Here is a 19,570-nt window from a genome sequence, read left to right as displayed (position 1 = left end):
CTGCCGGGCAGGCGGTCTGGAGCCTCTTTCCCGAATGTTTCTGCAGCTTTGCGCGGGCTCGTTAAGCTTGTCCGTTCTGTTGTGACCCCCGGCCTTCGGTGATAGTCAGGAGGGCCGTCAAAGCACCGTTTCCCAAGGACATTTTCGCATGGAAAAGACCCCCGCCACCGGCACCGCTGCGGCTGCACCCAACGTGCCCAACCCCGCGGAGTACGGGGCCGAGAGCATCACCAAGCTCGAGGGGCGCGAGGCGGTGCGCAAGCGCCCGGGCATGTACATCGGCGACACCATGACCTACGGGCTGCACAAGCTCGTGTACGAGGTCGTGGACAACTCGGTGGACGAGGCGCTCGCGGGCCACTGCACCGACATCGAGGTCGTCATCCACGTGGATGGCTCCCTGAGCGTGCAGGACAACGGCCGCGGCATCCCGGTGGGGCCGCACCCCGACCCCAAGTTCAAGGAGAAGGACACGGTCGACGTGGTCCTCACCGAGCTGCACGCGGGGAGCAAGTTCGGCAACGGCGCGTACAAGGTCTCCGGCGGCCTGCACGGCGTGGGCGTGACCTGCGTGAACTTCCTCAGCGAGTGGATGAAGGTGCGCATCCAGCGCAACGGCCGCGTGTACGAGCAGGCCTACGAGCGCGGCATCCCCCCCGGCAAGGTGCAGGAGGTGGGCGTCACCGACAAGCGCGGGACCTTCATCCACTTCAAGCCCGACACCCAGGTGATGGAGACGGTCGACTTCAACTTCGACACGCTCAGCCAGCGCCTGCGCGAGCTCGCGTTCCTGAATGCGGGGCTGCACATCGTCGTGCGCGACGAGCGGACGAACAAGGAGCACGACTTCAAGTTCGACGGCGGCATCGTCTCGTTCGTGGAGTACCTGAACAAGGCGAAGCAGGCGCTGCACGAGCGGCCCATCTACATCCAGGCCGAGAAGGACGGCGTCTCGCTCGAGATCGCCATGCAGTGGAACGACGGCTACGACGAGCGCATCTACACCTTCGCCAACAACATCAACACCCACGAGGGCGGCAGCCACCTGTCCGGCTTCAAGTCCGCCCTCACCCGCACGCTCAACAGCTACGCGGAGAAGGGCGGGCTCTGGAAGGACCTCAAGGAGACCCCCACGGGTGAGGACGCGCGCGAGGGGCTCGCCGCCGTCATCAGCGTGAAGATCCCGAACCCCCAGTTCGAGGGCCAGACCAAGACCAAGCTGGGCAACAGCGAGGTGAAGGGCCTGGTGGAGCAGATGGTGAACGACCAGCTCGCGACCTTCCTCGAGGAGACGCCGCTCATCGCCAAGAAGGTGGTGGCGAAGATCGGCGACGCGTGCCGCGCCCGCATGGCGGCGCGCAAGGCGCGCGAGACCGTGCGCCGCAAGGGCATCCTCGAGGGCGGCGGCCTGCCCGGAAAGCTCGCGGACTGCCAGAGCCGCGACCCCAGCGAGAGCGAGCTCTACATCGTCGAGGGTGACTCGGCAGGTGGCTCCGCGAAGCAGGGCCGCGACCGGCGCAACCAGGCGATCCTCCCGCTGCGCGGCAAGATCCTCAACGTGGAGAAGGCCCGCTTCGAGAAGATGCTCACCAGCGCGGAGATCGTGACGCTGATCACGGCGCTGGGCACGGGCATCGGGCGCGAGGACTACAACCCGGAGAAGGCGCGCTACCACCGCATCATCCTGATGACGGACGCAGACGTGGACGGCAGCCACATCCGCACGCTGCTGCTCACCTTCTTCTACCGGCAGATGCCGGAGCTCATCCAGAACGGCTACCTCTACATCGCGCAGCCGCCGCTCTACAAAGTCACGCGCAACAAGAAGGACATGTACGTGAAGGACGAGCGCGGCCTGAACGAGTACCTGCTGCGCATCGCCGCGCAGCACTCCACCGTGAGCACGCCGCTGGGCGAGGTCACGGGGGATGCGCTCAAGGAGCTCTTGCAGAAGGTCATCACCTACGAGGAGCGGCTGGAGAAGTTCGCCCAGCGGCGCGACCCGCGCGTCATCGACGCGCTGGTGCAGAGCGCCCGCATCGACGCCGCCACGCTCGCGGACACCGAGGCGCTCAACGCCGAGGTGGAGAAGATGCACGCCTACTTCGCCGCGCACTACCCGGACGTGCTCGCCCAGCTCAAGGTGTTCCGCAAGGACGACCCCGAGCACCAGGCGAAGAAGCTCGTGCTGCGCACCGAGGTCGGCGGCGTGCTGCGCGAAACCGTGCTCGACCACGCCTTCCTCGCGAGCCCCGAGTACGGCGAGCTCAAGGCGCTGCGCGACGCGTTCCGCGGCCTCGGCCTGCCGCCCTACACCGTGAAGCTCGAGGGCGGCGACGTGGTGTGCACCACGGTGCAGCAGGTGCTCGCGGCGGTGCGCAAGGACGCGCAGCGCGGCCTGGGCATCCAGCGCTACAAGGGTCTGGGCGAGATGAACCCCGAGCAGCTGTGGGAGACCACCATGGACCCCGCGCGCCGCACCCTCCTGCAGGTGCGCGTGGAGGACGCGGTGGAGAGCGACGAGATCTTCAGCCTGCTCATGGGCGAGGCCGTGGAGCCCCGCCGCGAGTTCATCGAGAAGAACGCGCTCGACGTGCAGAACCTCGACATCTGAGGCGCTAGTGCGCCGCCGCGGCCGCCTCTTCGGCCGCGGCGCCCGCCGCCGCGCCGCCCAGCGCGAGCGTGCGCTGCAGCAGCCGGGTGTGGCGCTGCAGGTACAGCTCGCGGGCGCGGTGCCAGGCCTGCGAGTCGGCGGCGAGGCGGCCCAGCTGCTCGAGCCCCTCCCACGCGGCGCGCAGGTCCTCGCGCAGGGAGTCCAGCTCCGCGCGCGTCGCCTGCCAGCTGTTGGCCTCGCTGCCGGGGGTGCCCAGCTCCAGCCGGTCGATCTCCGCCTCGAGGTAGCGCAGGTCCTGCGCCTGGCGCTGGGTGTACTGCGCGTGTAGCTGGGTGAGCTGAGTCTGCTCCACGGTGTGGCTCCCTGGGCGCGCACGGGTGGCCTGGCGCTGCGCGGCGCGTCCCCACTGCGGAGGAGCATGGGTCCTCACGCCCCTTCGTGCATGGGACCCGGGTCGGACTCCCGGCCGGCGGGTGAGCTGCTGGACGCTTCAGGCGTAGCGCACGCGCTCGGCGGGCAGCAGGCGCTGTGCGCTGTGAGACAGGGCCTCGAGTGCGCGCTCGAAGTCGCGGCGGGTCCGGGCCCACTCCCGGTCCTCGCTGCGCAGCATCCGCTCCAGCAGCCGCCAGGTGGCGTGCAGCTCGCAGCGCAGCCACGCGAGCGACAGCCCCAGCGCGGCGCTCGGGTGGGGCGAGCGCGCCACCTCCGCCTCGGCGCGCGCGTAGCCGTCCTCGAGCGCGCGCAGGTGGGCCTCGGCGCGGAAGGCGAGGTCCTGGCGCAGCAGCTGCAGCCGCTCGTGCACCTCCAGCCGCGCGCGCAGGAGCGCCGAGCGCGCCCCTTCCGCGTGCGCGTGCAGGGAGTCCTCGGGGGTGAAGGGCTGGCCCGCGGCGCGCCCGTCACGCCGGTGCAGCGCCTGCACCCAGCCCCCGAGCGCCTCCCAGCGGGCGCGCGCCCAGGCGAGCTCGGGTACGTCCTCTGCCCCGCCGGCGAGCTGCAGCGAGCGCTCCAGCTCCGCCAGCTCGTCGTCGGCCGCCCTCAGCTCCGCCTCCAGGCGCCCGACGTAGCCCGTCTCTGCTGCCCCTGTGCTGTGCCGTAGCTCGCCCATGGCCACGTGCCCTCGCCGCACGCCCCCGCCCGCCTCCTCTAGAGATGGGAAGGGGCGCGCGCCGGGCCCATGGCACCCTGGTCTCACGCGCGGTGCAGCATCGCGAGAGGCGGCCAGTCGGTGGCGCGGGAGGGCGCTCGACTGGCGCCCCGCCCGCTACGGCGCGCGCTCGCCGCCCTCCGTGCGGCGCCGGCGCCGCAGCGCCCGCAGCGCGAGCAGGAGCAGCGGCGAGGCGAGTCCCGGAGCGCTCGCCTCGCTGCAGCCGCAGCCCTGCGCCTCCACCCGCGCGCTGCGCACCTCCTGCGCGAGCGGCGCGGAGGTGCTGGGCAGGTAGCGCTCCGCGCCCGCGTAGGCGGCCACGAGCGAGTGGGTGCCCGCGCCGAGCAGGCTCGCCTCCAGCGTGGCCACGCCCGCCGCATCCAGTGCGGCGCTGCCCAGCACGCGCTCGCCCTCGCGGAAGGTGACGAGGCCCGTGGGGGTGCCCGCGGCCCCGCTCGAGGTCACGGTGGCGCTGAGGCGCGCCGGGGTGTCCAGGTCCACCGGGCCCGCCGAGGCGAGCGCGGTCTGCGTCTGCGCAGGCGACACCTTCAGCGCGAGCGCAGGGGCCTCCGCGCCGCTGAAGTGCGCGTCCCCCGAGTACACCGCGCGCAGGCTGTAGGCGCCCGGCTCGAGGGAGGGCGCCACGAGGCTCGCCCCGCGCGCGCTCACGGGCGCCACACCCAGCGCACGCTCGGGGCCCGCGCCCTGCGTCGCGAAGAAGGCCACGCTGCCGGTGGGCTCGCCGCTCGCCACCGCGAGCCGCGCGGTGAGGGTGAGGCTCTGCCCGTACGCGGCCGGGCTCGGCGTGGCGGAGAGCTGCGCGGTGGTGTCCTGGTAGTCCGCGGGGCGCACCACCTCGAGCGTGTAGCTGCGCTCCGCCGCGCAGCGGTGCGCATCCGTGGCGCCCACGCGGAAGAGGAAGGTGCCCGGCTGGGTGGGCAGGCCCTTCAGCCGCCCGTCCACCAGCCCGAGCCCGATGGGCAGCGTGCCCATCAGCTGCAGTGTGCTGGGGGCCTGGGCGCCCGTGTGGCTGAAGAGGGGGCCCTCGTAGGGCTCGCCCGCGGTGGCGCCCGGCACGCTGTCCGGGTCCACCGAGGTGGCGGGGCAGGGCACGCTGAGCACCAGGCTCCGCTGCACGCTGCAGCCGTTGTCGTCCGTGCCGGTGAGGGTGAGGGGGAAGTCGCCGCCCTCGGTGGGCGTACCCTCGAGCACGCCGCCCGAGGCCTGCATGCCGCGCGGCAGCGCGCCGGTGAGGCTGAGCTGCGCGCGGCCCAGCCCGCCGCGCAGCGCGAGCTCCACGGGGCCGTACGCCGTCTCCAGCGCGGCCGGGGCGAGCGCCGCGGGCTCGAGCGTGCATGCGGCCGCGCCCAGGCCGTCCAGGCGGTTGTTGCCGTAGCTGCCGAGGCTGCCCTCACCCGCGAGGCGCGTCGGAGCAAGGCTGCTGCCGAGCGCGGTGGCGCGCGAGAGCCGCACCTGCGCGCTCGCACCCCGCAGGCCCACGGCCTCCAGGGCGAGGGCGTTGTGGCTCAGCTGCGCGCGCTCCACGTTGAGCTCCGCGCTCGCGCCCGCACCCGAGGCGCGCACCCCCAGGCCCGCGCCCGCGTTGCCGGAGGCCGTCACGTCGTACGCGGTGGCGCGCCCGCCCGCCTCCACCACGAGGCCCTGGCTGCCGCGCTGCAGGCTCGCGCGCTCGAGGAAGGCCACCGCGCTGCCCGAGAGGCTGCCCACGCGCAGGCCCGCGCCCGCGTTGTCCGCGCTGCTCACGTTGCGCAGCAGCAGCTGCCCGCCCGCGTCCGGCGTGAAGCGCAGCCCGTCCCCGGTGAAGCCGGAGACGCGGCTGTCCTCCACGCGCACGCTCCTCGCGGCGAGTACGCGCAGGCCGTCCAAACCGCTGCGCGCGCCCTGCAGCGAGAGGTTGCGCAGCACCACGGTGGCGCCCGGCGCGTTCACCACCACGGCGTGCGCGTCCTCGGCGAGCACGCGGCCCACGCCGCGCCCGTCCAGGGTGACGCTGCGGGTGACGGTGACGGGGCCGAAGTCGCCCGCGTCCAGCGCGTCGATCTCCCCGCCGGAGGCCGTCTTGGGCAGGGCGCCGGCGAAGGTGCGGCAGGGTGCGGTGCGGCTGCAGGGGTTCACGTCGTCGCCGACGCCGGACACCCACGTGCGGGTGGCCTGGGCGAACGCGGGCGAGGCGGCGCACAGCAGCGCGGCCGCGAGGGCAAGACGAAGTGGGAACGCCGGGGACGCCATGGGTCTAGTTCTGGGGCAGCTGGGTGGAGGGGGCGCCGTCGGTGCCGTTGCCGGCCGCCACGCGGTTGTTGCCGAAGGAGGCCACGTTGCCCGTGAGGCCCTGCGTGTTCTGGCCCACCATCACGTCGCTCAGGCGCACCTGCGCGGGCGCGTCCGCCTGCACGCCGGTGCCACTCTGCGCCACCATGCCGCGCTCCAGCAGCACCTGGCTGCTGCCCTGCGCGAGCACCCCGGCCGTCACGTGGCCCACCAGCGTGGAGTCGTGCAGCGCCACCTTCGCGTCGTTCTGCGCCGAGACGCCCACGGTCGCGCGCGCGAGCTGGCTCTTCTCCACCACCGCCGCGCCGCCCTCCATGCGCAGCGCGCTCGCCGCGTTACCGCTCGCCGTGCCCGAGCTCCAGTCGCCGTTGAGCGTGCTGTTGCGCACGAAGACCTGGGTCGCCGCCGGCGCCGCCACCCACACCAGGTTGCCACTGAAGCCGAAGAGGGTGCAGTTCTCCACGTAGACCGCCGCGGCCGCGATCACCCGGATGCCGTGGGTGCCGACGGTGCTGCCCGCGCCATTGATGCTCAGGTTGCGCAGGATGACCGTGGCGCCCGGCGCGTTGATCACCACGCCGATGGTGCCGCTGGCGAGGATGCTGCCCATCCCCGCGCCGTCGATCGTGATCGACTTGGTCACGGTGACGGCGCCGAAGCCGCCCGGGTCCAGCGCGTCGATCTCCCCGCCGGCAGCCGTCTTGCTGATCGCCCCCGCGAAGGTCTTGCAGGGCGCGGTGCGGCTGCAGGGGTTCACGTCGTCGCCCACCCCGGACACCCACGTGCGGGAGGCCTGGGCGTGCGCCGCGCCCGCGGCGAAGAGCAGCGCGAGCAGGGTGGGGAGGGTGAGGCGGTGGAACGAGATCCGTCGAGAGGAGAACATTCCCGGCACACTACACAGCCGAGCCCCGGGCGCGAAGGTGGGCGGGGCCCCTACCCGCGCGGGGCGCAGAAAGACGGATGGGCAGCGGCGCTATCCCCTGCGCCCTGCCCATCTGCCTTTCCCGACCTTGTTGAACCGGGCGGGTGCGCGCGCGCACGCGGCGGCGCGCCCCGTCCTGGGCCCTTACGGCAGGAAGCGTGCGAGCACCGACCACTTGTTGGAGGTGCCCGCCTTCATGTTGAGGACCGCGGTGAGCGCAATCACGCCCGCCATGGTGGCGAGGTTCGCGATGCCCATGAGGTTGATCGCCCGCATCGCCTTCACCGCCGGCTCGGGCGTGTTGGCGGTGGGGGTGTTGCCGGAGGCTGAGGGCACGGCGCCCTCGGGGGCCTGCTTCGCGAGGAAGGCGCCGGTGAAGATGTTCGCCGCGCCCAGCGCCACGCTGGCGCCCAGCAGCGCGTCCTTCGCGAGCACCAAGCCGTGCGTGGAGCTGTCGATCTCGCGCCCACTCAGCTGCGAGCGCCCGAAGAGCCAGGTGAGCGCCGCGGTGCCGATGGAGACGGCGTTGATGATGTTGTAGCCGTTCCAGGCGAGGTTCGTGACCTTGCCCCGCTCCTCTTCCGACGAGATGGCGGAGACCGCCGGGTTGAGGGCCACCTTGCCGAACAGCGAGCCGCCGAAGGCGGTGGCGAGGCCGAGGTTGTGAAGGACAAGACCCGTCGAGGACAACGCAGGCGTCATCGAGTGCTCCGAAGTGGTGAGGGGGTGTGCTCAGAAGGTTAGGCACGGGGGCCCGGGCGGGGAGCGCGACCGGCGGACACTGCGGCTGACGCCCCGCGCGCGGTGCCCCAGCGGGCGTGCCAGCAGGAGCCCGAGTGCTCGCCCCCTCTGCGGGGAGTGGGCGCCCGGCCGCTGCATGGGTGCTGCCCGGGACGATGGCCGTTGCTCCCTCCCGTGCGTAGCTGAAGAGGAGGCGAGGGAGGCCACACACGATGGCGGTGCGAGCGAAGCAGGCGACGAAGCGTGCGGGGAGCGCGGGCGGTGGGGCGGCGCGCGCGAAGAAGCCGGCGATGAAGAAGCGCGACCTGAAGAAGGCGGGCGGCCGCAAGAAGCTGCACACCGACCCCCTGCTGGACGGCGGCTCCGTGCCGGTGATGGGCATGCAGCGCAAGCGCACCGCGAAGAAGGCGCCGGCCGGCCCGCTCAACAAGACCGAGGTGACGGCGAACCGGCGCGCCAAGGCCTACTCCACCGGCATCGCGCGCGGCGGCGTCACTGGCGGCAAGGGCGAGGGCAAGCGCACCCACTCGGTGGGCCGGCGCGGCAAGAACCCGGGGCGCGGCTAGGCGCCCCGCGCGAGCGCGAGCAGCCGGCGCGCGTGCTCGGCGAGCACGTCGCGCAGGGCCGCGGGCTGCTGCACCTCGAAGGGGAAGGACAGGCGCGAGAGCTCGCGCGCCACCCACGGCAGCTCCTCCGCCTCGGTGCGCAGCAGCACCCCGCCCGGCGCGGGCTCGAGCACGCCGAAGGAGGGCGCCACCTCGCGCCGCGCGCGCTCCAGGTCCGTGCGCAGCAGTACCTGCACCGCGTGCGCGCGCGGCAGCGTGGCGAGCGAGCGCGTGAGGTGCGCGAGCGCGTCGAAGTCGCGCGGGCGCTCGAAGTGCAGCCCCTGCGGCACCACGCCGCGCACGCGGTCCAGCCGGAAGCTGCGCAGCCCGCCGCGCAGGTGGCAGGTGCCCACCACGTACCAGCGCCCCTGGCGGTACGCGAGGCCGAAGGGGTCGAAGTCGCGCTCCGTCTCCTCGCCGCTCGCGGCCGCCGCGGCGTAGCGCAGCCGCACGCGCTCCTGCGCCTGCGCGGCCGCTGCGAGCGACACCAGCGCCGCGTTGTCGCGCGCGGGCTCGCGGGGGCGCGCGAGCTCGAGCGCCACCGTCTCGTCCACCGCGCGCACGCGCCGCTTCAGCCCCGCGGGCATCACCCGCTCCAGCTTCGCCTGGGCGCTCGCCACCGCGGGCGCGCCCTCCGCGAGCCCCAGCCCGCGCGCGGCGAGCAGCCCCACGGAGAGCGCGAGCGCCTCGTCGTCGGTGAACATCATCGGCGGCAGCTTGAAGCCGGCCACGAGGCCGTAGTGGCCATCGCGCCCGCGCTCCGCCGTGAGCGGGATGCCCAGCTCCTCGAGCGCCGCGATGTAGCGGCGCACCGTGCGGCGGTCCACCTCGAGGCGCGCCGCCAGCTCCGCGCCGCTCAGCCGCCCATGCGTCTGCAGCAGCTCGAGCACCGCGAGGACGCGCGTCGTGGGGCGGGACATGCCCGCGGAGGGTAGTCCGGATGCGGGCGGGTGGGGCCCGTCCATTGCGGGTGCGGCGTCGAGGCCATTCGGAGGGGAGGGGCTCGGAGGAAGACGGGTGGGACGGCCTCCTTTCGCTTGCGCCGAGCGCGAGGGGGCGCCGGCCTGCGCGGCGTTCCGGGGAGGCTCAGGGCTTCGTCGAAGTGCACGCGCGTGCGGGTTCGGCGGAGGCAGGAGCGGCCGAGTAGAACCGCCATTCTCGTCCGTGGAAGTGCCGCCCGCCCGCAGGTCCCGGGAGATGAGGCGTAGACCTCCGCGCGCCCTCCTGCGTTCTGCACCTCATGCACCTCTCGCCGGGCCTTCCTGCCGCTCGCTTCCTGGGCCTCGCCCTCATCGGAGCCCTCCTTGCCACCGGATCCTCGCGTGCCGACGAGCCTCTGCCACCACCCAGTGCACGGCGGGTCTGCTCACGCAGCGGCCGCTTCTGCGCGCGGACGGATCCGAAGGCCTGGCGCACCACCGTGGTGCGCGTGGCATCCGATGGGTCGGAGCGCTTCTCCTGGGAGATGCCGGGCTGGTTCCGCGAGGCATCGCTCTCGGACGACGGGGACCACCTGGTCGTCGGCTTCGATGGCCAGGACCTGCTGCCGCGCGACTACGACCGTGCAGAAACGATGCTCCGGTTCTTCGAGCGCGGAAGGCTGATTCGCGCCGTTCGGCTCGACGAGCTGGTCGAGCACTTCTGGCTGCTCCTGCCCACCGTCTCCCACTGGTGCTGGGGGCGCTGCGAGGGCATCGACGCAGAGGGGCGGTACACCGTCGTGACTCTCGATGGACTGCCGTGGCATCGAGAGCGCGTCCACCGCTTCGACGTGACGACGGGACAGTCGGTCCCGTGAGCGCTGGACGGAACACTTCGTCCACGGCCGGCGGAGGGGAAGGGGGGCACCCTCCCGGTCGCAGGTCGGTGCGGAGCTAACGACAAACCTCGGGGGTTTTGAAAACTCCCGAGGTTTGTATTTAGCGTCGCACAGCACTCGGCCCGACACCCCCTCTCTGTCGCATCCCCGGAGCGCCGCGCAGGGCAGCGCCCCGGGGTGCTGGGCGCATGCGACGGGAGCCCGTCCCGTCCGTCTTCCCCAGGAGCAGGCGACGTTCTGGCCGGTGCGCATCGACCCAACGATGACGCGGGGCTCCCCACCTGGCCGCAGAGGCGCGTCCGAATGCGGGCAGGTTGTGCCCTGTATGGGGCGCACGGTGCTGCGCATGGAAAACGCACTGCACCTGTGGCTCTTCTTCCTGGTCGTGCTCGGCGTGGTCGTGCTGCCGGGCCTGGACATGGCGTACGTGCTCGCGAGCGCACTGGTGGGCGGCAGACGCGCGGGACTGAGCGCCGTGGCGGGCATCGTCGCGGGCGGCGTGTGCCACGTGGTGGTGGGGGTCACGGGCATCGCGGTGCTGCTGAAGGTGGTGCCCGCCGCCTTCGACGCGCTGCTGTGGGCAGGCGCGCTCTACGTGGCGTACCTCGGCGTGTCGCTCGTGCGAGGGGGCGCGGCGTTCAAGGCCTCGCCGCTCGCGCGGGCGCAGTCGAGCGCCGCCACCTTCCGCCGCGGCGCGCTCACCAACCTGCTCAACCCCAAGGCCTACCTCTTCATGCTCGCGGTGTTCCCCCAGTTCCTGCGCCCGCAGGCAGGGCACCTCGCGCTGCAGGCCGCGGTGCTCTGGGTCATCATCGCCCTCACCCAGGCAGGCGTGTACGGTGGGCTCGCGCTGGCGGCCGCGAGCTCGCGCAGCTGGCTCGAGCGCCACCCCGCCGCAGGCGCCGCCGGCGCCCGGGCCGTGGGCGGAGTGCTGGTGCTCGCCGCGCTGCTCACCGTGGCGGGAGGCAGCCGCGGCTCCTGAAGCCCCCGTGATTCCAGCCCCTTGGGCCTCCCAGGCCGAGGCGCCGCTCCCACAAAGTGCGTTGACGTCCCGCGTCATCCCGTGTTACCGACCGGTCGGTAGGTCGACGCAAGACGCCGCACGAGGGGAGCGAGATGACGCCGCCGCCGGGAAGGCAGAAGAACGAGGACGAGCGCTACCGGGGGATCCTCGAGACCGCGGCGCGCCTCATCTGCGAGCGCGGGTACGAGGGGACGTCCATGCAGGACATCGCCGCGGCCTGCCGGATGACGAAGGCGGGGCTCTACCACCACGTGCAGAGCAAGGAGCAGCTGCTCCTAGCGATCATGACCTACGGGATGGACGTGTTCGAGGAGCGGGTGCTCTCGCGCGTGCAGGACCTGGCGGACCCGGTGGAGCGGCTGCGTCGCTGCATGCGCCTGAACATCGACCTGGTGACGCGCGGCTGGAGCAAGGAGGTCACCATCATCCTGCACGAGCACGCCACGCTGCACGGCGAGGCGCGCGAGTACATCGACGGGCGCAAGAAGCGCTACGTGCGCTTCCTCGAGGAGTCCTTCGCGGAGGCGGTGAAGCAGGGGCGCATCCGGCCGGTGCAGCCCACCGTGGCGGCCTTCGCGTTCCTCGGCATGGTGCTGTGGATCTACAAGTGGTTCCAGCCCGACGGCCGGCTCACCGATGAGCAGGTGGCGGACGGGATGATCGACCTGCTCTTCACGGGGCTCGAGCGGCCCGGGAGCGCACCGTGAGGCTCACGCGCTGGGTGAGCGTGGCGGAGCTGGCGGCGAGCGTGCCGGACGGTGCGTCGCTCGCGACGGGCGGCTTCATGCTGGGGCGCGCGCCCATCCGTGCGGTGCTCGAGCTGGTGGCGCAGGGGCGGCGCGGGCTGCGGCTCCTGTCCCTGCCCAACCCGCTGCCCGCGGAGCTGCTGGTGGCGGGCGGGTGCCTCGCGCGGGTGGAGCTCGCGTTCGGGGCGCTGACGCTCGAGGGGCGGGTGCGCAGCATGCCGGCGCTGAAGCGGGCGCTGGAGCGCGGCAGCGTGGAGTGGGCCGAGCACGACGGCTACCGCGTGGTGCAGCGGCTGCGCGCGGCCGCCATGGGGCTGCCCTTCCTGCCGGCGCCGGGCGCGGACGTGTCGCAGCTCTCCGAGCAGGACCCGCCCTTCAGCGTGGACCACCCGGTGAGCGGGGAGCGTGTGCCGGTGGAGCTCGCGTTCAGCCCGGACGTGGCGCTGGTGCACGCGCGCGCGGCGGATGCGCGCGGCAACCTCTACATCGAGGACCCGACCACCGACCTGCTCATGGCGGGCGCGGCGAAGCGGGTGCTCGCGACGGTGGAGGAGCGGGTGGAGCGGCTGCCGCGCGTGACGCTGCCCTCCTTCCAGGTGGAGCAGGTGGCGCTCGCGCCCGGGGGCGCACTGCCCACGGGCTGCGCGGGGCTCTACCCGCACGACGACGCCGCGCTCGCGCGCTACCTCGCACGGGCGGAGGCCGGCGAGGTCGCCGAGGCGCTCGCCGAGCTCACTGCGCACCGGAGGGCCGCATGAACACCGCGTCGACGTCCCCTCTCCCTCTGGGAGAGGGTCAGGGTGAGGGAAGTGGGCTCGAGCCCGTGTCCCCCGCCGAGCTCCTCGTCTCCGTGCTCGCGCGCGAGATCGAGGACGGCGCGGTCGTCGCCACCGGCGTCGCCTCGCCCCTCGCCATCCTGGCCATCGCCGTGGCCCGGGCGACGCACGCGCCGCGCCTCACCTACCTCGCGTGCGTGGGCTCACTCGACCCGGAGCTGCCGCGGCTGCTGCCCTCGTCGGAGGACCTCGCGTACCTCGACGGCCGCTCGGCGGAGGTGAGCATCCCGGAGCTCTTCGACCACGCGCGCCGCGGCCGGGTGGACACGGTCTTCTTCGGCGCCGCGGAGGTGGACGCCGAGGGCCAGACGAACATGAGCGCGAGCGGGAGCCTCTCCGCGGTGCGCACGAAGTTCCCGGGCGTCGCGGGCGCCGCCACGCTGCGCCAGTGGGTGAACCGCCCGGTGCTGGTGGTGCCGCGCCAGTCGAAGCGCAACCTGGTGGCGCGCGTGCAGGTGGCCACGACCCGAGACCCCGCGCGCGAGGCGCGGCTCGTCACGGACCTCGGCACCTGGAGCATCGGAGGCCCGCTCGGAGCGCGCCTGCTCACGCGCCATCCGGAGGTGCAGCTCGAGAGCATCGTGCAGCGCACGGGCTTCCCCTTCGGCGTGCCGGAGCTGCTGCCCGAGACGCCCCTGCCGGACGCGGCGACGCTCGCCGCCATCCGCGCGCTCGACCCGCTGCGCCTGCGCGACGCGCTCGTCGGCGGCTGAAGCGCGCCTCTCTCCCCCCCCGTGAGCCCAAGGAGTCCCAGCATGAAGATGAAGGCGGTGGTGCTGCGCGCGTTCGGCGCTGCGGAGAACCTGAAGCTGGAGTCGGTGGCGCGGCCCTCGCCCGGGCGCGGCGAGGTGCTGCTGCGGGTGCGCGCGTGCGGCGTCTGCTACCACGACGTCATCAACCGCCGCGGGCGGCTGCCGCGCACGGGCGTGCCCGCGGTGCTCGGCCACGAGGCGGCGGGCGAGGTGGTCGAGGTGGGCGAGGGCGTGAGCGGCTGGGCGGTGGGAGACCGCGCGGCGACGCTGCAGCGGCTCTCCTGCGGCGAGTGCGCGCCCTGCCTCGCGGGGCGCAACAGCCTGTGCAAGGTGGACCCGCGCTTCTTCGGCGAGGAGCTCTCCGGCGGCTACGCGCAGTACCTCGTCGCGCCGGTGCGCGGCCTCGGGCGGGTGCCTCCCGGCATGCCCTGGGCGGTGGCGGCCACGGTGTGCTGCACCACGGGCACGGCGGTGCACACGGTGCGCACGCGGGCGCGGGTGCAGCCGGGCGAGAGCGTGCTCATCACGGGGGCGAGCGGCGGCGTGGGGCTCAGCGCCGTGCAGCTCGCGCGGGCAGACGGGGCGCGCGTGCTCGCGGTCACCTCGAGCGAGGCGAAGGTGGGGGCGCTGCACGAGGCGGGCGCGCACGAGGTCATCGTGAGCCGCGGCCTGGACTTCGCCTCCGAGGTGCGACGGCGCACCGGCGGCGAGGGCGTGCAGGTGGCGGTGGAGATCGTGGGCAGCGCCACCTTCGCGCAGACGCTCAAGGCCATGGCGGTGGGGGGCCGCGTGGTGGTGGTGGGCAACCTCGAGAGCGGCGCGGTGGAGCTGAACCCGGGGCTGCTCATCGTGAAGGAGCTGGAGATTCTGGGCGCCTACGCGACGACGCGCGAGGAGCTGGACGAGGCGCTGCGCCTCACCCAGGCGGGCGTGGTGCGCCCCTTCGTCGCGGAGAGCCTGCCGCTGGAGGAGGCCGCGCGGGCGCACTTCCGCCTCGAGCAGCGCGAGGTGGCGGGCCGGCTGGTGCTGGTCCCGCCCGAGACCTAGACGCAACTGGATTGCACCTGAATTCCCCAGGAGAACACGCCATGAAGCCTTCCGTCGGAATCGAGGCGCTCGCCGTCGCCGTGCCCCGCCGCTACCTCGCGCTGGAGGACCTGGCGCGCGGGCGCGGGGTGGACCCGGGCAAGTACACGCAAGGGCTGGGCGCACTGCAGATGGCGGTGCCGGACCCGGGCGAGGACGCAGTCGCGCTCGCGGCCACCGCGGCGCGGCGGCTGCTCGCGCAGGGCAGCGTGGACCCGCAGCGCCTGGGCATGCTGGTGGTGGGCACCGAGACGGGGGTGGACCACTCCAAGGCGGTCGCCTCCTACGTGCAGGGGGCGCTCTCGCTCCCGCGCCACATGCGCACCTACGACACGCAGCACGCCTGCTACGGCGGCACCGCGGCCCTGATGGCGGCGGCCGAGTGGATCGCGAGCGGGGCGGCCGCGGGGCGCAGCGCGCTGGTCATCGCGAGCGACGTGGCGCGCTACGGGCTCCACAGCGCCGGGGAGCCCACCCAGGGCGGCGCGGCGGTGGCGCTGCTCGTCTCCGAGCGCCCCGAGCTGCTCGCGCTGGACGTCGGGCTCAACGGCGTCTCGAGCGCGGACGTGTTCGACTTCTGGCGCCCGCACGGGCAGCGCGAGCCGCAGGTGGACGGGCACTACTCCATCGGCTGCTACCTGGAGGCGCTCTCGGGGGCCTACCGCGGCTGGCGCGAGCGGGCGCTCGCGGCGGGCCGGGTGCGCTGGGAGGCGAGCCTGCCGGGCGAGCAGCTCGCGCGGGTGCTCTACCACGTCCCCTTCTGCAAGATGGCGCGCAAGGCGCACGCGCAGCTGCGCCTGTGCGACCTCGAGGACGCGGTGGGCCCGGCGCCGGGCAGCCCCGAGGCGCGCGAGGAGGTGAGCCGCTCCTCGGCCGCGTACGAGCAGCAGGTGGCCCCGAGCCTCTGGCTCAACGCGCAGGTGGGCAACGCGTACACGGCCTCGCTCTACCTCGCGCTCGCGGGGCTCCTGCACCGCGAGGCCGCAGCGCTCGCGGGGCAGCGCGTGGGGCTCTTCTCCTACGGCAGCGGCAGCTGCGGCGAGTTCTTCAGCGGGGTGGTGGGGCCGCGCGCCGCGCAGGCCATCGCGCGCGCCGAGCTGGACCTGCTGGTGGCCGCGCGCGAGCGCATCGACCTGGCGGAGTACGAGCGGCTGATGGGCCTGCCCGCGCACGCCCCCGAGCCCGTGGCGCCGCCCCCCGGCACCTTCCGCCTCACCGAGGTGAGGGAGCACCGCCGCCGCTACGCCGCCGGCTGAGGGAGGCGGCGGGCGCTGGGCGAAGCCGCGTGAAGGTCCCCTCTCCCCCTGGGAGAGGGTCGGGGTGAGGGATGACCCCCCGCCGTGCCCCCGAGCAACCGGCCGGGCCCTCCGGGCGCGTCCCGCACCGCGGCGCTAGAGGACGTCTCCCGCCCGACACGGGCCGCACCCCTGCGCCTCCCGTGACTTCCGCTGTGCCATAGGGAGGGACCGCCGTCCGGCTGCCCGCGCTCCTCGTGCCCTCCCCCGTGCCGAACTCCCTGCCCCCCGCGCCGCTGCTGCTGGTCGACGACCACCCGCCCAACCTCCTCGCGCTCGAGGCGGTGCTCGCGCCGCTCGGCCAGCCGCTGGTGAAGGTGACCTCGGGAGACGCGGCGCTCAAGGCGATGCTGGTGCAGGACTTCGCGGCGGTGCTGCTGGACGTGCAGATGCCGGGCCTCAGCGGCCTGGAGACGGCGGCGCTCATCAGGCAGCGCAAGCGCTCGGCCTCCACGCCCATCCTCTTCCTCACGGCGGTGAGCCGCGACGAGGGCAGCATCCTGCAGGGCTATGCGCACGGGGCGGTGGACTACATCGTCAAGCCCTATGACCCGGACATCCTGCGCACGAAGGTGGGCGTCTTCGTGGACCTCTACCGCCGCGGCCAGCAGCTGCAGCGCGAGGAGGCGGAGGTGCGGCGGCGCGAGCGCGAGCTGCTCGAGCGCGAGGCGGGCGCGCGGGTGCAGGCCGCGGTGCAGGAGGTGCAGCGCGCGGTGGGGCCGCTGCCCCTGGTGGACGCGCTGCTCGCGGCGGCGCCGGTGGGCGTGACGCTGGTGGACCGGGAGCTGCGCTACGTGCGCTGCAACGCGTGGATTGCCCACGCCATCGGGCGCACCCCCGAGCAGGTGGTGGGCCGCCACATCGAGGAGATCTCCCCGCCCGAGGCGGTCTCGCGCATCCGCGAGCGCGTGCAGCAGGTGCTGCGCACGGGCGAGAGCCTGGTGGGGCTGCCCACGCACGTGGACCTCGCGCACACCGGGCAGCGGCGCCACCTGCTGGTGAACTACTTCCCGGTGCGCGGGCAGGACGGCAGCGTGGTGGCCGTGGGCTCGGTGTTCCTGGACGTCACCGAGCAGCACCAGGCCCAGCAGCGGGTGGAGGCGCTCGCCGAGCGGCTCGCGGGCGAGCAGCAGTGGCTCGAGGCGGTGCTGCACCGGGTGCCGGTGCCGCTGGTGCTGGTGGAGCGGGGCAGCGGCCGCTTCAGCTTCGCGAACGAGGCGGCGGACCGGCTGTGGGGCGGGCGCTTCCCCACGCCCGAGTCGCGCGCCGAGTACGACCGCACGGTCAGGGCGCGCCACTTCGACGGCACGCCCATCGCACCCGAGCAGATGCCCTCGGCGCGCACCGCGCGCGGCGAGAGCGTGAGCGGGCTGCAGATGGCGCTGGACACGCCGCACGGGCGCAGCGCCATCCTGGTGGAGTCCTCGCAGGTGCCCGCGGTGCAGGGCCGCCCGCCGGTGGGCGTGGTCACCTTCCAGGACATCACCGCGCTCAAGGATGCTGAGCGAGCGCTGCAGCAGCGCGAGCAGGAGTACCGCACGCTCGCCGAGTCCATGCCCCAGGTGGTGTGGACGGCGCGCCCGGATGGGCACATCGACTACGTGAACCAGGTGCTCGCGGACTACATCGGCCGCACGGTGGAGGCGGCGCTGGGCACCTCGTGGACCGAGCTGATGCACCCCGGGGACCTGCCGGAGGCGCAGCGGCGCTGGGAGCACGCGGTGCGCACCTGCGAGCCCTACGAGGTGCAGGTGCGCATGCGCGGCAAGGACGGCACCTACCGCTGGTTCCTCAACCGCGCCCTCTGCATGCGCACGCCCGACACGGGGGCGCCGCTCAAGTGGTTCGGCACCGCCACGGACATCCACGACGCGCGCCGCGGCCAGGAGGCGAGCCGCTTCCTCGCCGAGGCGAGCGCGCTCCTGGGCAGCACGCTGGACGCGGAGGCCACCCTGCAGCAGGTGGCGCGGCTCGCGGTGCCCGCGCTCGCCGACTGGTGCGGCGTGGACGTGCTGGAGGAGGACGGCACGCTGCGCCGGCTCGCGGTGGCGCACACCGAGCCGCAGAAGGAGCAGCTCGCCTGCGAGCTCGCGCGCCGCTACCCCACGGACCTCAGCGCCGAGCAGGGCGTGGCGCGGGTGCTGCGCAAGGGCGAGCCCGAGTGGGTGCCGGACATCACCGACGCCATGCTCGTGCGGGGCGCGAAGGGGGACGCGGAGCGGCTGCGCCTGGTGCGCGAGCTGGGGCTGCGCTCCTTCCTCGCCGTGCCGCTGGTGGCGCGCGGGCGGGTGCTCGGCGCGCTCACCATGGCGCAGGCGGAGAGCGGCCGGCGCTACACGGAAGCCGACGTGCAGCTCGCCGCGGACCTGGGACGGCGCGCAGGGCTCGCGCTGGACAACGCGCGCCTGTACGCCGCGAGCCAGGCGGCGGTGCGGCTGCGCGACGACTTCCTCGGCGTGGCGAGCCACGAGCTGAAGACGCCGCTCACCCCCATCCAGCTCAAGGTGCAGGCGCTGCAGCGGCGCCTGCGGGCGGAGCCCGGGGGCATGCTGCCCGCGCAGGTGGTGGCGCCGGTGCTCGACTCGGTGGCGCTGCAGGCGCGCAAGCTCGGCATGCTGGTGAGCGGGCTGCTGGACGTGTCGCGGGTGAGCGCAGGGCGGCTCGAGCTGCGGCGGGAGCCCACGGACCTCGCCGAGCTGGTGCGCGAGGTGGCGCACGCCTTCGAGCCCGAGGCGCAGCGCGCCGGCTGCGCGCTGCAGCTGGAGCTGCCGGAGGGCGCGCTGGTGGGGCAGTGGGACCGGCTGCGCCTCGAGCAGGTGGTGACGAACCTGCTGGCCAACGCGCTCAAGTACGGGGCGGGCAAGCCGGTGCAGGTGGCGCTGCGCGGGGAGCGCGGAGGCGCGGTGCTGTACGTGCAGGACCAGGGCATCGGCATCGCGGCGGACGCGCAGGCGCGCATCTTCGAGAAGTTCGAGCGCGCGGTGAGCGACCGGCACTACGGGGGCCTGGGGCTGGGGCTCTACATCGCGCGGGAGATCGTCCACGCGCTGGGCGGCAGCATCGCGGTGCAGAGCGCCCCGGAGCGCGGCGCGCGCTTCACCGTCTCGCTGCCGCTGGACTGAGTCGCGCGGCGATCGTTGCACCCGGCGCACGGTGCGAGCACATTGCGGCCATGTTCCCCATCGCCGGCCTCTTCTCTGCCACGACGCCCCGCGAGGGCGACGTGGTCCCCGACTTCACCTGCACGGACACGGAGGGGCGCACGCACACGCTCTCGGCGCTGCTGCAGGCGGGGCCGGTGGTGGTGGCCTTCTTCCCCAAGGCCTTCACGCCCACCTGCACGCGGGAGCTGAAGGGCTACCGCGACCGGCACGAGGAGCTGACCCGGGCGCACGGCCAGGTGCTGGCGGTGAGCATGGACGACGTGGAGACGATGCGCCGCTTCAAGCAGGAGCTCGGGGCGCCCTTCACCTTCGTGCCGGACCCCGAGGGCGAGCTGGTGAGGCGCTTCGGGGTGAAGATGCCGCTCATCCCCGTGCCGCGCCGCTACACCTTCGTGCTCGGCGAGGGGCGCCGGGTGCTGAAGGTGGAGGCGGGTAAGGATGCGGCGGACCCGGGCGGGGCCATCGGCGCCTGCCCGCTGCGCTGAACGAGCCGAGGGCGCCGAGCGAAGCCGCGTGAAGGTCCCCTCTCCCCC

The 19,570-nt window shown here is 73.9% G+C and carries 17 protein-coding genes; 11 read left to right on the top strand and 6 right to left on the bottom strand.

Annotated elements, in window-relative coordinates; genetic code table 11:
* Positions 1-148: 148 nt before the first annotated feature.
* Positions 149-2,614 carry a DNA topoisomerase (ATP-hydrolyzing) subunit B gene (gene gyrB, locus FGE12_RS22730; protein ID WP_153868675.1) on the top strand — a complete coding sequence of 822 codons (2,466 nt, stop codon included), beginning with the start codon at positions 149-151 and terminating at the stop codon, positions 2,612-2,614.
* 4 nt (positions 2,615-2,618) lie between these two features.
* Here gyrB and FGE12_RS22725 read toward each other — a convergent pair whose 3' ends face one another.
* The 5 genes from FGE12_RS22725 to FGE12_RS22705 form a co-directional block, all read right to left on the bottom strand.
* Positions 2,619-2,966: a hypothetical protein gene (locus FGE12_RS22725; protein WP_153868674.1), complete on the bottom strand. Its 348-nt coding sequence runs from the start codon at positions 2,964-2,966 to the stop codon at positions 2,619-2,621.
* Between the two features lie 138 nt (positions 2,967-3,104).
* The gene (locus FGE12_RS22720) at positions 3,105-3,740 is read right to left on the bottom strand and encodes a hypothetical protein (RefSeq protein ID WP_153868673.1); all 636 of its coding nucleotides are present in this window, start codon (positions 3,738-3,740) and stop codon (positions 3,105-3,107) included.
* Between the two features lie 135 nt (positions 3,741-3,875).
* A complete protein-coding gene (locus FGE12_RS22715; RefSeq protein ID WP_153868672.1) occupies positions 3,876-6,008 on the bottom strand; it encodes an Ig-like domain-containing protein in 2,133 nt (710 codons plus the stop codon).
* A 4-nt stretch (positions 6,009-6,012) separates the two neighbouring features.
* A complete protein-coding gene (locus FGE12_RS22710) occupies positions 6,013-6,930 on the bottom strand; it encodes a hypothetical protein (RefSeq protein WP_153868671.1) in 918 nt (305 codons plus the stop codon).
* 183 nt (positions 6,931-7,113) lie between these two features.
* On the bottom strand, positions 7,114-7,671 hold the full coding sequence (locus tag FGE12_RS22705; RefSeq protein ID WP_153868670.1) for a hypothetical protein: 558 nt from the start codon (positions 7,669-7,671) through the stop codon (positions 7,114-7,116).
* A gap of 251 nt (positions 7,672-7,922) precedes the next feature.
* Between FGE12_RS22705 and FGE12_RS22700 the strand changes: the two genes are divergently transcribed.
* Positions 7,923-8,276 (top strand): hypothetical protein, encoded by a 354-nt coding sequence (locus FGE12_RS22700; protein ID WP_153868669.1) that lies wholly within the window; start codon positions 7,923-7,925, stop codon positions 8,274-8,276.
* Here FGE12_RS22700 and FGE12_RS22695 read toward each other — a convergent pair.
* On the bottom strand, positions 8,273-9,235 hold the full coding sequence (locus FGE12_RS22695; protein ID WP_153868668.1) for a YafY family protein: 963 nt from the start codon (positions 9,233-9,235) through the stop codon (positions 8,273-8,275). The two genes, FGE12_RS22700 and FGE12_RS22695, sit on opposite strands and share 4 nt — an antisense overlap.
* Positions 9,236-9,555: 320 nt before the next feature.
* On the opposite strand from FGE12_RS22695, the gene FGE12_RS22690 reads away from it, so the two are divergent.
* The 9 genes from FGE12_RS22690 to FGE12_RS22650 all read left to right on the top strand — a co-directional run bounded on the left by FGE12_RS22690 (position 9,556) and on the right by FGE12_RS22650 (position 19,522).
* The gene (locus FGE12_RS22690) at positions 9,556-10,113 is read left to right on the top strand and encodes a hypothetical protein (protein ID WP_153868667.1); all 558 of its coding nucleotides are present in this window, start codon (positions 9,556-9,558) and stop codon (positions 10,111-10,113) included.
* A 367-nt stretch (positions 10,114-10,480) separates the two neighbouring features.
* The gene (locus FGE12_RS22685; protein ID WP_153868666.1) at positions 10,481-11,116 is read left to right on the top strand and encodes a LysE family translocator; all 636 of its coding nucleotides are present in this window, start codon (positions 10,481-10,483) and stop codon (positions 11,114-11,116) included.
* A 134-nt stretch (positions 11,117-11,250) separates the two neighbouring features.
* Positions 11,251-11,865 carry a TetR/AcrR family transcriptional regulator gene (locus FGE12_RS22680; protein WP_153868665.1) on the top strand — a complete coding sequence of 205 codons (615 nt, stop codon included), beginning with the start codon at positions 11,251-11,253 and terminating at the stop codon, positions 11,863-11,865.
* Positions 11,862-12,662: a malonate decarboxylase subunit alpha gene (locus tag FGE12_RS22675; RefSeq protein ID WP_194798173.1), complete on the top strand. Its 801-nt coding sequence runs from the start codon at positions 11,862-11,864 to the stop codon at positions 12,660-12,662. Before FGE12_RS22680 ends, FGE12_RS22675 begins: the two co-directional genes overlap by 4 nt.
* Before the next feature lie 65 nt (positions 12,663-12,727).
* Entirely contained in the window at positions 12,728-13,453 is a 726-nt protein-coding gene (locus FGE12_RS22670; protein WP_370459115.1) for a CoA-transferase subunit beta, read from the top strand.
* A 48-nt stretch (positions 13,454-13,501) separates the two neighbouring features.
* On the top strand, positions 13,502-14,539 hold the full coding sequence (locus tag FGE12_RS22665) for a zinc-binding dehydrogenase (RefSeq protein ID WP_153868773.1): 1,038 nt from the start codon (positions 13,502-13,504) through the stop codon (positions 14,537-14,539).
* A gap of 41 nt (positions 14,540-14,580) precedes the next feature.
* Complete coding sequence (locus FGE12_RS22660) at positions 14,581-15,834, top strand: hydroxymethylglutaryl-CoA synthase family protein (RefSeq protein ID WP_153868663.1); 1,254 nt, start codon at positions 14,581-14,583, stop codon at positions 15,832-15,834.
* 248 nt (positions 15,835-16,082) lie between these two features.
* Positions 16,083-18,995, top strand: a complete 2,913-nt coding sequence (locus FGE12_RS22655) for a PAS domain S-box protein (protein WP_153868662.1) — start codon at positions 16,083-16,085, stop codon at positions 18,993-18,995.
* 50 nt (positions 18,996-19,045) lie between these two features.
* Positions 19,046-19,522, top strand: a complete 477-nt coding sequence (locus FGE12_RS22650) for a peroxiredoxin (protein ID WP_153868661.1) — start codon at positions 19,046-19,048, stop codon at positions 19,520-19,522.
* Positions 19,523-19,570: the final 48 nt, after the last annotated feature.

Origin of the sequence: Aggregicoccus sp. 17bor-14, assembly GCF_009659535.1 — a bacterium.
Lineage (GTDB): Bacteria > Myxococcota > Myxococcia > Myxococcales > Myxococcaceae > Aggregicoccus.
The sequence above is the reverse complement of the archived record's forward strand: the minus strand, read 5'-3'. Positions and strand labels throughout refer to the sequence as shown.

Bases quoted from the DNA above. Each gene is read 5' to 3' on its own strand.
- FGE12_RS22650 (WP_153868661.1), top strand. From the start codon at position 19,046: ATGTTCCCCATCGCCGGCCTCTTCTCTGCCACGACGCCCCGCGAGGGC.
- FGE12_RS22685 (WP_153868666.1), top strand. From the start codon at position 10,481: ATGGAAAACGCACTGCACCTGTGGCTCTTCTTCCTGGTCGTGCTCGGC.
- FGE12_RS22660 (WP_153868663.1), top strand. From the start codon at position 14,581: ATGAAGCCTTCCGTCGGAATCGAGGCGCTCGCCGTCGCCGTGCCCCGC.
- FGE12_RS22695 (WP_153868668.1), bottom strand. From the start codon at position 9,235: ATGTCCCGCCCCACGACGCGCGTCCTCGCGGTGCTCGAGCTGCTGCAG.
- FGE12_RS22690 (WP_153868667.1), top strand. From the start codon at position 9,556: ATGCACCTCTCGCCGGGCCTTCCTGCCGCTCGCTTCCTGGGCCTCGCC.
- FGE12_RS22680 (WP_153868665.1), top strand. From the start codon at position 11,251: ATGACGCCGCCGCCGGGAAGGCAGAAGAACGAGGACGAGCGCTACCGG.
- gyrB (WP_153868675.1), top strand. From the start codon at position 149: ATGGAAAAGACCCCCGCCACCGGCACCGCTGCGGCTGCACCCAACGTG.
- FGE12_RS22715 (WP_153868672.1), bottom strand. From the start codon at position 6,008: ATGGCGTCCCCGGCGTTCCCACTTCGTCTTGCCCTCGCGGCCGCGCTG.
- FGE12_RS22665 (WP_153868773.1), top strand. From the start codon at position 13,502: ATGAAGGCGGTGGTGCTGCGCGCGTTCGGCGCTGCGGAGAACCTGAAG.
- FGE12_RS22710 (WP_153868671.1), bottom strand. From the start codon at position 6,930: ATGTTCTCCTCTCGACGGATCTCGTTCCACCGCCTCACCCTCCCCACC.
- FGE12_RS22700 (WP_153868669.1), top strand. From the start codon at position 7,923: ATGGCGGTGCGAGCGAAGCAGGCGACGAAGCGTGCGGGGAGCGCGGGC.
- FGE12_RS22705 (WP_153868670.1), bottom strand. From the start codon at position 7,671: ATGACGCCTGCGTTGTCCTCGACGGGTCTTGTCCTTCACAACCTCGGC.